Annotated in this window: 9 protein-coding genes; 2 read left to right on the forward strand and 7 right to left on the reverse strand. The window is 37.0% G+C overall.

The annotated features are described in order from the left end of the window. Positions 1-269: hypothetical protein (locus tag ABR854_RS24270; protein WP_350268451.1), on the forward strand; the 269-nt coding region annotated here is incomplete at its 5' end. Positions 270-280: 11 nt separating this feature from the next. After that, positions 281-541 (forward strand): hypothetical protein, encoded by a 261-nt coding sequence (locus ABR854_RS24275; RefSeq protein ID WP_350268452.1) that lies wholly within the window; start codon positions 281-283, stop codon positions 539-541. A 270-nt stretch (positions 542-811) separates the two neighbouring features. Here ABR854_RS24275 and ABR854_RS24280 read toward each other — a convergent pair whose 3' ends face one another. The 7 genes from ABR854_RS24280 to ABR854_RS24310 all read right to left on the reverse strand — a co-directional run bounded on the left by ABR854_RS24280 (position 812) and on the right by ABR854_RS24310 (position 13,352). After that, positions 812-4,213: a DEAD/DEAH box helicase family protein gene (locus ABR854_RS24280; protein ID WP_350268453.1), complete on the reverse strand. Its 3,402-nt coding sequence runs from the start codon at positions 4,211-4,213 to the stop codon at positions 812-814. A gap of 90 nt (positions 4,214-4,303) precedes the next feature. Further along, positions 4,304-5,773, reverse strand: a complete 1,470-nt coding sequence (locus ABR854_RS24285) for a type I restriction-modification system subunit M (RefSeq protein WP_350268454.1) — start codon at positions 5,771-5,773, stop codon at positions 4,304-4,306. 34 nt (positions 5,774-5,807) lie between these two features. After that, a complete protein-coding gene (locus ABR854_RS24290) occupies positions 5,808-7,121 on the reverse strand; it encodes an ATP-binding protein (RefSeq protein ID WP_350268455.1) in 1,314 nt (437 codons plus the stop codon). 82 nt (positions 7,122-7,203) lie between these two features. Further along, positions 7,204-8,136 (reverse strand): hypothetical protein, encoded by a 933-nt coding sequence (locus ABR854_RS24295; RefSeq protein ID WP_350268456.1) that lies wholly within the window; start codon positions 8,134-8,136, stop codon positions 7,204-7,206. Position 8,137: 1 nt separating this feature from the next. Further along, positions 8,138-10,906, reverse strand: coding sequence for an N-6 DNA methylase (locus ABR854_RS24300; RefSeq protein WP_350268457.1), 2,769 nt, complete (start codon positions 10,904-10,906; stop codon positions 8,138-8,140). Between the two features lie 17 nt (positions 10,907-10,923). Then, positions 10,924-12,057 carry a restriction endonuclease subunit S gene (locus ABR854_RS24305; RefSeq protein WP_350268458.1) on the reverse strand — a complete coding sequence of 378 codons (1,134 nt, stop codon included), beginning with the start codon at positions 12,055-12,057 and terminating at the stop codon, positions 10,924-10,926. Positions 12,058-12,137: 80 nt separating this feature from the next. Further along, positions 12,138-13,352 (reverse strand): DUF2130 domain-containing protein, encoded by a 1,215-nt coding sequence (locus tag ABR854_RS24310; protein ID WP_350268459.1) that lies wholly within the window; start codon positions 13,350-13,352, stop codon positions 12,138-12,140. Between the last annotated feature and the right edge of the window lie 106 nt (positions 13,353-13,458).

Below are 13,458 nucleotides of genomic sequence, written 5' to 3' on the forward strand. Positions count from 1 at the left end.
GCCAATTGAGTAACCTACAAAGCAAACCCCAGCAAACTGTCGATGAAACCCGAGTGGTTTCTACTGAGTGGTCTAAACTTAAAACTAAGCTTTTCTACGCTCAAAGGGAGCATGATAGTCTTGTCAATGCTATGAGTAGTAATAAAAGTAAAATCAAAGCTCTACAAAATGGCTATAACTATGGATGGTTAGGAGTAGCTTGTAGCACTACTTTGATAGGAGTCTATTTTACTTTAAATCAGTATAATAGCCCAATAAAAGGCCAATAAAAGTAGTTATCATGACATATATAATTATTGCCGTCTTAGTTGGGCTGTTTGTTTTTGTAATAGCCTCTTTAATTGGGAGCGTTCAGAATGCCAAGAATCCTACCGTTCAAACAAAAATAGACGAACTTTTAGCCCAAAACAAGGCTTTAGAACCCAAGATAGATGAATCTGGAAGAAAGGTTGATGCTATCGAAGAATTGCTCCAAGAAACACCGGAATTTGAATCGGAAGTTATAAAAATGACTAAAACTCGATTTTTAGATGAGGAGTAAGTTTTTTAAGGGTTTAGTACTCATTACTAAACCATTTTTTATTGCTCATTTGTAAGGTTCGTTAGCTAACGTTACCAAACGTAGTATTTAATGAAACCTATCTTTCATCGTAAACAAATAGGCTTTTTTAGTAAAAAATGGCTTTTGTGCCCATTTTTCTTCGTGACGTAACGTTACCTAACGGTAAATTTGTAACGCATTTTTCATTCTAAAGCAAAAAAGTAGAACGGTCAAACTTCAAATCTTTGACAGGTTTAAAGAGAGAAATTTTTACCCAACCATCGCCCTCTGGTTCGTTTCCTCAATGATAGAAATAAGTTTTTCGGCATTCATCGGAAATACACCACCGATTCCGCTCTCATGAAATTTAGTGAATGGCTGCTCAAAAAGCATACTTGGTTCAATAATGCCGTTTTGAGTAAATTGTTGAATGAGGTTATTGATAAACTCAATCTGAATAGAAGTTAGTGGGCCGTTTGATAAGAACGAAGAAAACGCCTCACGTGCAGCATTCGTATCTAAACCCAAAATCGACCTTATGAAAATACCCAAAGGTTTTTCTCCTAAGACTTTCTGAAACTCTTGGTGTGTTGATAACCCCGATTGTTCAAATAATATTCTGTCCAATTCGTCCAATTCGGTTGAAGTAATCGGTTGATTGGTACGTAAGCGGTGAATGGTTAAATTATTGGCGTTGTCTATAATGATTTTCTTTAGTTTAGCATAATGACTTTCGTAATTGCCATAACTGCCAACAAAATCTTCTGCAATTACGGGTGCTGTTATTTCATCTTGAAAATTGGTGTAAAAAATACCTTTTCCCGTATTCAAATCTATCAGTTTACTTAACTCTCTAATCTCGATTCGTACATTTTCAATTGCAGGAATCGAAATTTTAGACCAATATTCTGCTTGAATAATCGCTTGTAAAGTAGTCTTTTTCTTAGCTATTGTAGGCACCGTATCTGCTTTTCTTAGCAATTCACTGGCCATTACTTGAAGTTTCTCAATATAGCCTATCTGCGACCTTTCACTTTTTAGAATTGCCACTTGCATTTTGGCCATCATCAAATCGAAACGCTTTACTTTTTCATCCGACTCTTCATCGTGAATCAAACCCGCAACTGTTTCGCTCAAAACCTGAATATCATTGGCATTGATTGTAGTCCAAGACTCAATCTTGCCGTAATGCTCTACCTCTCGCAGGTGTAAGCGTACTTCAAAACCAGTTTGGTCTAAATCTGTGATTTGCTTGTGTAACTTATCGGCCATTGATTTAGCCAATTTGAAATCATCGCTATCAGGGTCTGCATCGCCTTGGGTTTGTAACAAATAGATGAGTTCTGTTCTTGCAATAAAAATACTCTCACTCAATGACCTCGATTTGCTTGGAATAATTCCAGCTGGATTTTGACCAAAAAAGTCAAAAACGCTACATACATCAAATACATAAAAGTTTTCTTTATGCACATCTGGTGCGAATAAGTCTCGGCAAAGCCTCGTACCACGCCCCAGCATTTGCCAAAATTTCGATGCCGAATATACAGGTTTGAAAAACACCAAGTTTACAATTTCAGGTACATCAATACCCGTATCGAGCATATCTACCGAAATTGCAATTTGCGGAAACTTATCTTTTAACTTAAATTGGTCAATGAGTTTTTCGGCATCTGCATCATAATTATCAATTATTTGGGCAAATTTCGAGTCAATTTGTGGGTAAAGCTTATAGAAACGCTCATAGATAAACTCGGCGTGTTTGTGCTTTCTGGCAAATATGATAGTTTTTCCAAGTTTTTCGTTACCTTCTACTTTATGTCCAAACTCCATCAATGAGGTCAAAACCTTATCAACTGTATCTTGATTGAATAGCCATTGATTTATCGCTCCCGAATTAATTTCATTCATCACTTCGCCCGTGGCAGGGTCATAAAATTTACGTTCCCATTCTCGTTTTTCTTCTTCCGATAAATCTTTGTATTTGATGCCCTGTGTCGGAAATTTTAGTTCTAATTTTACCTTTTTGATTGGCACTAAAAACTCATCAGCAATCGCCGTTGCATATTCATACGCATCGGTTGGCTCGCCTTGCTGATGGTCAAACAAAGAATACGTATCTCGGTCGGTTTCGTTTTTTGGCGTGGCAGTCAACCCCAAGTATAAACCATCGAAATAATCAAAAATAGCACCGTATTTATCATAAATTGAGCGGTGGGCTTCATCAATTACTATCAAATCAAAATGACCAACTCCGTAGTAGCGTTTGCCGTTGCGGTAATCATTGTCTATTTTATTGATTATCGTTTGGTAGGTCGAAAACACAACTCTGGCACTGCCATCGTCCACCGTTTTTGTTAAGTCAATGCCCGATAAATTGGGTAAATACTGGTTGAAGTTTTTCAGTGCTTGTGTAACCAACGCATTACGGTCGGCCAAAAATAATATTCTTTTTGCCCACTGTGCTTTTGTTAGTAAATCAACAATTGCCGCCGAAACCCTTGTTTTACCCGTACCAGTTGCCATTACAAGTAAGGCTTTGCGGTGGTTTTTCTCTTCAAAACGCTCGGCCACGCTCCTTATGGCTCGTTCTTGGTAATAACGATTGGCAATGGACTGATTGATTTTTTGTGCTTTAAGTGCCGCTCTTTGGGTTTTTCTGATGAGCAAACGTTGCATTTCGTCCAAACTTAAAAAGCCAAATACTTTTCTGGGTGGGTATTGTTTATCGTCCCACAGAAATGTTTCAAAACCATTCGTATAATATATCAGTGGTCTTTGTCCATAGATTTGTTCGAGAGCATCGGCATAGTATCGACCTTGGTTTCTGCCTCTTTCTACGGCTGCGGTGGTTCGTTTGGCTTCAACGACCGCCCACGGCTTGCCATCGTCTCCCCAAAGCACATAATCGGCTTTTAGGGTAGCGGTTTTTCCAGTCGCTTCATCAACAGATTGAATGGCAAACTCTTGGGTATTGGCTTGCTCAATGTCCCAACCAGCTTGACGTAGCATGACATCAATGTAGAGCTTACGAGTTTCTTTTTCAGATAATACCGCTGGAGCAGCTACCAAGCCATTTTGTTGGCTCAGCGTTTCATAGTGAGTCAGTTGAGCTTTTACTTTTTCTAACTCTTCTTCTTTTTCGCTCAATTCAGCTACTCTTCGCTCCAAAATAAGATTTTTAGAGGCTTCTTCTTGCCTGATTTTCTCAATTTCTTTTTGCGAAAGTGTATTTCCCGAGGTAGGAACTAAGGTTTCACTGAAAGGCAAATAAGCAGGTGGCGTTGTTTCAGCAAACGTACGGGCAACGGTGAAACAGAATCTGAATAAAAACTTTATACTCGAAATTGCCTCATTACTCGAAATATTGACACTTTTATGAGCCGCACTATTACCCGTATTTTTTATTATTTGCAATTCCCTGAAAAATTCTTTTCCCCAATTCTTTTGAAAACTGGGCTCTCGTATCAAATCATTGAGATTAAATTGTTCTTTAGTGGGTAGTTCTAAACTGCTATCATGGTCATAGAGCCACGAAAGCATTTCCTCCAAGGCTTTTCTACACAAAAAAGCCGATACAGTTGGTTCTGTAAAGGCATATTGTTCGGCTTTTTGAGCTGTTTTGTATATTTCAGCCCATTCGTTTAGCAAGAAAGAGAAGTTGGAGGAAGTCATGGCGATATTATTTTTTAAATTTGCAGATTTGATTTACAGATTTGTTCAGATTTGACAACTTTTGTAAAGTTGTCAAATCTAAGTTGTCAGTTAGATAGGTTTAGCAAGTAATGTTTCTAAATCTACTAAATTTTGTTGGCGAGCCGCATCTAAATCTTTGATTCGCTGAATAATCACTTCGGGTTTTTCGTAGTGTTTTTCTTCGTGAATCACTTCTTTGTAACGATTGATGCTCAAATCGTAGTTATTCGCTCTGATTTCGTCAACAGGAACTAAGAACGATTTATCCGTTCGTTGGCGGTCAGTTTCAGCTTCGAGTTTATGATAACGCTCCACAATATCCGCAATATCATTGTCGGCAATTTCTTGACGTTTATCATCCAAGCTAAACCCATCGGCTTGCATATCATAAAACCAAACTTTATCGGTGCCGCCCGAATTGGTTTTTGTGAATATCAAAATTGCGGTGCTTACTCCTGCGTAGGGCTTAAACACACCCGATGGCATTGAAATAACTGCTTTTAGTTGATGCTCATCAATGATTTCTTTGCGTATTTGCACGTGGGCGTTCGATGAACCAAACAATACACCATCTGGTACAATTACGGCTGCTCTACCGCCTATTTGCAAACCACGCAGCATCAAACCTAAAAATAGTAATTCTGTCTTTTTAGAATTAACAATCGACAAAATATTTTTTTCTACGGCATCGTGGTCAAGACTTCCTTTGAATGGCGGATTTGCCAAAATCAAGGTAGCTTTATTCGTGAAATCAATATTCAATTCCGAAAGTGCATCTACATCGACCAAATGAGGGTCTTCGATGCCGTGCATCATCATGTTCATTGAGCCAATACGAATCATCGTGGCATCGAACTCGGTGCCGATAAACATTGATTCGTTGAAATGCTTTTTAAAGGCTGGGTCAGCGAAACGGTTTTCGTATTTCGACTGCACGTATTCGGCCGAAGCCACCAAGAAACCACAAGTTCCAGCTGATGGGTCGCAGATAACATCGTTGGGCAATGGCTCCATCATATCGACCATCATTTTGATGATGTGACGAGGTGTACGGAACTGTCCGTTTGTGCCTGCGGTGGCTATTTTCGATAATAAATACTCGTAAATATCGCCTTTTGCATCTCGTGAAGCCATTTCTACATCGCTCAACAAATCAATGACTTGAGCCAAAACCTTTGGCGTTGGTATCATGAACGTTGCTCCTTTCATGAATCGGCTGAATGAACTGGCCGAACCCAGGTTTTTCATGAAATCAAACACACCATCGAGTTTGGTGAAATGCTTGAATAAATCTTCGGGTTCACGGTCTTTGAATCTGCTCCAACGAAGTTCGGCTTGCTCTTCGGTATAAATCGGCGATTCAATTGTCTGACGGAGTAAATTGGCCTTTTGTTCTTTGGCGGTTTGTAGCTCGTCGAGCCTTTTGATGAATAATAAATACGTGATTTGCTCAATAACTGTGAGTGGATTCGATACGCCACCTGTCCAGAAAGCGTTCCATATTTTATCTATTTGACTGCGTTTTTCGCCTGTAAGCATTGTTTTTTAATGATTTGTGATAAATTAATTTCTTTTACTTCTCTGTCACCTTCCAGTGTCCTTCTTTTCTGCCCCCTACTCTTTCTATTTGATTTTCTTCTTTTAGCACTTTCAAAGCTCGTTCTATGGTTTTTGTACTTACCTCTAATTTTTCTGCTAATTCGTTTGTCGTTACTTTTGAGTTATATCTAATTAAATCTAAAATCTTTTCCGACATCTTTTCCGACATCTTTTCCGACATCACTTTTTCGCCTTGCCTGATTTCAAGCGTAACGCTGCTTGAATCATAATTAAATGTTGGTGCTGGAATACCATAATCAATGCACGCATCAATGATACTGATGGTGCCTCTGCCCCATTGTTCAATGTAACCTGTTCGGAAAAAGGCCGTTGAAATAGCAGGATTATAGGGCCTCGATGCGTGTTTTTGTTTTAAATTTTCAACTGTCCAAGTTTCTGGTAAAATGCCCTCATTCCAAAATATAATCTTATCGGCATAAACACTGATTTGAATCGGAATACCGCTGCCATAATCTTTATGAGCAACAGCATTGAGCAAGGCCTCACGAAGTGCTGCATCAGGGAAAATTAACCTTTCAATTCGTTGAACGCCTTCGTAACTGATAAAAGCCTTTAAATACTTGGTAAAAAGCAAATCAAGCGTTTTTTCGATTTGCTCAAATAAATGCCCGTGTATTTCATCTTGAAACAATAAATCGGTGTCAGTTCTGAAAAAACCAATTTTTATGAAAGCTCCCGTAACATACTTTTCGGGGTCGGGGTGAAAAAGCAAAATAGCGGCTCGCTTCAGATAATTTCCTTCGGTAAGGTGAAGTTTTTCGAGCAACAATTCGTTGTTATCCAGTAAAATATCCTCGGAAAGGCGGTTTGATTTAATAGCTTTTGCACGAAAAAAATCGAATGCCGAAACACTTAAATCTTTGACCGAAACATTGGGAACAGGCACGGCATCCCAGCGTTTGCCTTGTTTTTGGAGCAAAAACTTATCGAGTGCGGCTCCTTTGAGTTCTTGTTTGGTGCTGCCACTACGATAATGATACTGCCCTTTATAACTGACTGGATACGGATGGGCTTCGACGATGATTTCTAAATACTGCTCTGCCGAACTTCCGTGCAGATTGACATCGACCACGATTCCGAGAATATCACGGACTTTGTTGGGTATATCTTCTAATAGTTTTTGTGCATCACTCAGCCCCGAAACCACACCATTATCATTGATACCGATGAAAAGTTTACCACCCGAAGCATTGGCAAAGCCCGCAATCCACTTGATGTATTCATCTCTCCACGATTCTTTCCATTCGATATTTTGGTTTTCTTGCATGTATCTAATTACATTTATCTGTTACTTTTCGTATTTACAAAAATACTGAAAAGTGATTATTAATGCTTGCGATTTAAATGATTTACAAAAGATGAATATATCTTTCTTGAATCAATTTATTTGACCAATTTAGAATTTCAAGTAAAGCATTTAAACATGCAAACGGCATTGTTTTCCCGAAGCCTGCTTGATAGTCATGTGATAATGCACTCGAAACATCCTTAACAAAATCGAAACAATAACCAATATGATGTTTTTTTGGAATGACAGGGTTTACTTTCTCAGGAATAGTTCTAATAAGTTTTGAACCATTTCTGATTTCAGTCCTAATTCCTTTTAATATCATCAGAGACCAACCTAAATTAATTGTACCATCATTTTTTAGTACATCATTAGGTAATAAATTGTCAGAATTATCTAAAGCATTAAATTTTTTCAGTAAAGCTTCAAATACTTCTCTGATAGAATTGAAATCACTCTTTTTAAAGGTTTCGTTTTCTAATTTTCTTATTATGCTGAGCAAAAGAGCTTCTTTACTTGAATCAAGGATATTGAAATTAAAAATTCCCCATAAATCACTGTACTTTTGTCTAATCTTTAAATTTGGTGTACTGACCGATGCTTCCTTGATTAATCTAAAAAGTTCTGCTGTGTCAGGTTTGTTTGTAATCCCAACAATGTTCTTATCTTCACCGTACAAATCATGTATTGCTTCGTAATAACCAGTATGAATAATAGTTGGGTAGTATTTACCCATTCCACGTTGCTCACTAATCCAACTTATCGCTTGAGTTAAGTGAGCGGAATCATTAGTTTTTGAATCAACATTTCTTTGACCACGGCCATCCAAAATGATACCATCATAGGAGTCCCCTGCACTTTCTAACTCTTTGAGAGCCTCCTCCCATGTTTGCACAGCAACTACGATTATATCATTACCATAAGCATCCTCTATACTTGCTTGTTTTTCTTGTTCGCTTTCGAAAATATCATCACTCCAGATTACTTTTATCATTTTAATTATTTTTTGTTGGTAGGTAAATTTTAAAATGTACACCCGATATAATTACTTTTTCCGTATCCTTTTGATGAATATTCTGTGGAAGGGGAATTAACTGCTCATTATCAATATTTAGTAGTATTCCATCGTGTATTTCAACAGTTCGTTTCATCAAATAACCTCCAATACCAGCCCCTTTGCTTCTTGATTTTATACCAAACGTTACATAATCATTAAAACTAAAGTCAGGTGGAAAGCCTTTCCCATTATCAATTAAATCTAAAATTATATCTTTATCTGCTCTCGATATAGCAAATACGATATGTTTCTCATGAATAGAATCATCAAAGCCATGAAGAAGTGAATTTCGGATGAAATTACTAATAACGTTGCTAAATTTTTCAGTGTCAATTTCAACATCAAATTGTCTTTTTGAATTTTGACCTTCGATTATATTGTTTATTTTATAAGAGACCGTTACGCCATTTAAACTATCTCCAAATTTACTTACTTCATTTTTGATAAATGATATTAAATCAATTTTGCGTTTATTGAGTTTCTTTTTATCCAATTCAATAACTGCTTGCATATTGTTAAACAAATTATTGGCAGTCAAAATAACATCATCTATGTGAGAAAACACATCTTCTACATTTCTGCTATTCGGCAAAGGTGTTGACTTGTCTTTCCAACTAAATGGTAAAGATTCATTAGCTTTCCGATTAAGAAAACGTTTAAGTATAGATATTTCCTGAACTAAGGGCTGCAAAACCTGCCCTTTGAGCTCATGTTGCAGAGAGGCAAGTAGTTTTATTTCAAACTCTTCATTTTTTTTCTGCTCATCAGAAATGAGAACCTCAGCCGAAGTAAATTTATCTTTATAATACTGGGCTAAAGCTTTTTCTTGTTCTTCTAAACTTGCTAACTTTATCTTGATATTTAGAAAATCAGAAATTCTCCAGTAAGGTTGTGCAGCTCCTACTCTAATTTGTTCGATTTGTTCAAGAACATAATTCTCATTGAGCTGTGAGATTAAATATTCACTTAAAACTAATTTAGTATTAGGAAATAGTGCCAATACATTACTGCTAATCACAATGTTACTATTGCCATCGAAGTATGTAGGCTTGAGTTTATTGCCAATTTTAGCAACTAAGATTGAACTTTGGTCAATTATACTCTTTTGAAAAGGATGAATGTTCAGTAAAATATTCTTCTCTACTTCTTCAATATTCAAAAGATATTCAGAGGCAGAATTACTCAAATCCTTTATTGAAATAAATGGAAGTGCGTTTCCTTCAATGGCAAATTCCTTTTTGATTGCCTTTTTATCATCTGCATAACTGCCAGATTTGGAATTAACAATAAGCTCTGATAAATAGTGGTACTCGTGTCCAAATTTAAGCTTGCTCGTGAACCTTTTAATATCAAATTGAAAGCCATTAATGCTCTCAAATTCTTTGTTCGATACTATAATTGAATTATTTGGTAAATTTTCATTCCAATTTTGGGTCAATGAAACTATATTTTCTAAAGACGCATTCTTGTCTGAAAAATCTTGAATAATAACTCTTCCTCGTTTATCCGATGATTTATTTTTGTCGAGAATAATGATGCTGGTTTTAACAGATATAGGTTTGAATGTATCGGTTGGCAGTGAAATTATTGCTTGTAGTAAATCATGTTCTATTAAATACTGTCTTAATACTTTTCTAACTCCACCTGTTGTAAGAAAACTATCTGGAATAATAACTATTGCTTTTCCTTGATACGATAATTTGCTTATTATTAGTTGAATAGCATTAGAAGTGAAATCTTTTGAATTATGAACAAAAAAGATATTTGGATTAAAGTCATGTGTGTCATGAGACACTTTTACATTAAATGGCGGCTCTGAAACAATTAAGTCATATTTCTCTTCTGTATTATCTTGAAAAGAATCATAGACTTCAAAACTAAAGTTTTTGAAATCATTTACTAACAAATTTATCCAGCCAAGAAACGCAAGACCATTATTTACATCATTTAATGTAATAAAGGAGTTTTTATCCTGAATAACTTCTGTGATTAGAGAACATGCACCTGCAAATGGGTCGAACAATGAAGAAAATTCATAGTTGCCAATGACATTATTTGTTATTGTATAAAGTGCATTTTCTTTATTCGGATGAATATGACCTTGATAAGTACCAATCAATTCAGCCCATAAACGACTAAATTCTTTTTTTGATAGTAAGATATAATCTGATGTTTGTAAAAGAGATAGTAATTGCTTTAAAGAAGACGCAAGAGAATCTCCATCAATATTAAGACCATGTAGTGTAATGTTAGTTTCTTCAAAAAGCTTACTTCTGAAAAGACGTAATACCTCATTAAGTTTGAAACGAAAAGGAATACCCGACATTATCCTGAAACTGTCAATATGATAATCTCCAAAATATTTTTCTCTAAGAGATTCATCATTTTTGGAGACCCATGCCCAAAAAATAATTTGTGGTACAAACACATCCGATTTTTCAGAAGGAGATTCAACAATTATTTCTTTAACAATATCGGTAATAACCTTTACGGCATTAGAGGTTTGAGTTTTAGTTATATAGTTATTTTCGACAGTAAATAGGTTTGTATGTTGCTTTGCCCGTCCCATGACCAAAGCTGCATCAACAGGCTTGCCTTTCCATTCGAGATATAGTTTTCTCTCATTAATGGAATCTGAAATTTCTGCCGATGTCATTGGCTTTGGTGAGCCAGCTAATACAATTTCTATTACTTCCTGAAAATTCATTCTATACTTTTTAGTTTTTAATTAAAATACCCCGCCAAAAGCCCCTCAAAAAGTGCCTCGCTCTCGGTCAAAGCCGTCTGTGTTTGTGCCTTTTGGGCTTCTATTTGCTCTACAATCTTGGCAAAATGCTGCTGGAGTGTAAGGGGCGGGACTGGGATTTGAAATGATTTTATTTTTTGCAAAGTGAACCTTTTAATTGCTGCCCCTGCCATGAATTCATTTATAAGATTTTCTTTTACCTGTTCAGAATTTAACCATGAAACAAGAAATTGACTTGTTAGTTCTTTCTTTTGCGGTTTTATCAATGCTAAACTTGACAACATTGAAAATTCAAAATCGTATGGATTTACCGCCGCAATCCCAGTAGTTGCACCATCCTTAATGTATAAAACGTCTCCTTTTTCAGGTTTGCATCGAGCATAAATTTTCTCATGTTCCTCGATAGATACATAAGTTGGTTTGCTGTAAAAATCAACTCCGTAATCTTTAACATGCTTGGCAGTTATATAAGGAACTCCAGAATCGACACTTGGTGGTGAAAAGTGAGTGCCATCAGTAATTTGAGTACAAATTTTATCCAACTTCTTCACCTCCCACCCTTTCGGGTTTTTAACTGGGTCGCCGAAAAGCTCAATAAACGTACTTTGCAGCAGCTCATCATAATGTGCCAATAATTGGCGGTTTTGTTGGCGTAGGGTATCGGCTTTGTCGAGAACTTCGGCAATGTGTTTTTGGGTGGCAAGGTCTGGGAGTGGGATTTTAATGCCGTCCAAGGAAGATTTTGTTAATTTCCCTCTTGTACTTCCAGTGATATAACTATTCAAATCTGAGAAATTCAGATAATACATTAAAAATTCTGTGGATACGCCTTCCTTTGCTTTTAATACATGTGCATGATTATTTACCCAACATTTTCCAGTATAAATAAAGCAACACTTTTGACCTGCCCCCCAACTTCCTCCATCTTCTGCAATACATAATATCTTTTCATCAAATATATACTCATCAACCCAATCCATAATATTATTTGCTCCAAAGTAGGGATACTTTCCATTACCTCGAATTTTCTGCCTTTCAATATTATTAAGTGGTTTTCGTTTACCATCTAAGTTTTGACAAATCTCCCCTAACTTAACTTTTTTCCAATTCATATAATTTTGTTTCTGTGGTGGTTTAAAAGGTTGGTTTTAGATTTGGCAGACATTGCCTGCCAAATCTAATCAATTAATTATTATTCGAGTAAAGCTAACTCTTCTTCCACGACCTCAAACTCGGCAAACTCTGCCACCGTTTGCCCCGAAATACCATTGATACTGCCCGCAATTCCCGAAAGGTTAATCATAATGCGGTCTATTTCTTTCTCTCGTTTCTTGAAATTGGCCAAAGATGCTTTTTTCTCTTTAAACAGCGAGGCGTGCATGGCCGCAAAAGTATCATGCACCGCTTTTAGTTGATTCTTAAAATCATTCCCCATCAGGTAATCATACAGCAACTTCGACTTTTCGCCCTGATTGGCTTGCACAATCTTTACTTCATCAACTTTTAGAAGAACATCACGCAATACAAATGTAAGTAGTTTGAGGTGTTCAAATGAACAAACCCACAAGTTTTCTTCTCGCTGCTCAAACGTACTCACGCCTTTGGGCATTGCTTGGGTAACAATCACGCCTAAGTCGGCCTTTTTCAGCAACATATCTTCTTTCAGCTTCTGTACCCACGATTCGCTAAAAGTCTTCGTATTTTTGCTTTCGTACAGAATACTACCACACGCCTGCCCAGAGCGATTCTGAACAATCTGCAAAATATCAGCACCGTTTTCGCCTTTTTTGATTTCCTCAATCACATCAAAGCGGTGCGTATTTCTGAGCATTTCTTCAATCACCAATTCTTGGGCTTCGCCTTGCAGTTGGGTTGAGCCTTGCAGCATTTTTCGTTGCATTTCGGCCACTTGGTTTTGCATTTGCTCAATCACAATATCTTTTTGTTTCAGAGCCAAAGCGTTGTCGTTCTCAACCTTTTCTTTGAGCTGACCTAACAAGGTTGCTTTTTCGGCAGCCAAACGTTTTTCAATCTCGGCATCAATGCCCGCTTGGGCTTCTTCGAGTTGGCGTTTTTGGCGGAGCAACTCACCCTCTTGTTTTCTGAGGTCGGCTACTTGCTTGCTTTTCTCGCCCAATTCGGTTTGCAAATTTCTCAACTCGGCCTCTTTTTCAGCATTGATAGTTGCTTTTAGCTGTGGCAGAAGTTTGGTTTTTTCTTGCTCCAGCAATGCACTTACTTGTTGCTGCAAGTTAGCTTTGTCGGACTGTATGCTTCGCTCACGCTGTTCTAACTCTCGGAGGCGAGTATTATACTTAGCGTTTTGCTCAGCCTCAATGCGTTCGGCAAGAACAGGTTCAATATTGATTTCGTGTTGGCACTTTGGGCAATGGATATGATTTGTCATCGTATAAAAAGATTTTATTGTTTTTAAGATACACCTCTAAGTTCAAAGCCCGTGCCAATGCCAAAAATGCTTGTTTTAGGTGTTCTTTGTGTTATATTTGTATCAA

Source organism: Emticicia sp. W12TSBA100-4, from assembly GCF_040253585.1.
GTDB lineage: Bacteria > Bacteroidota > Bacteroidia > Cytophagales > Spirosomataceae > Emticicia.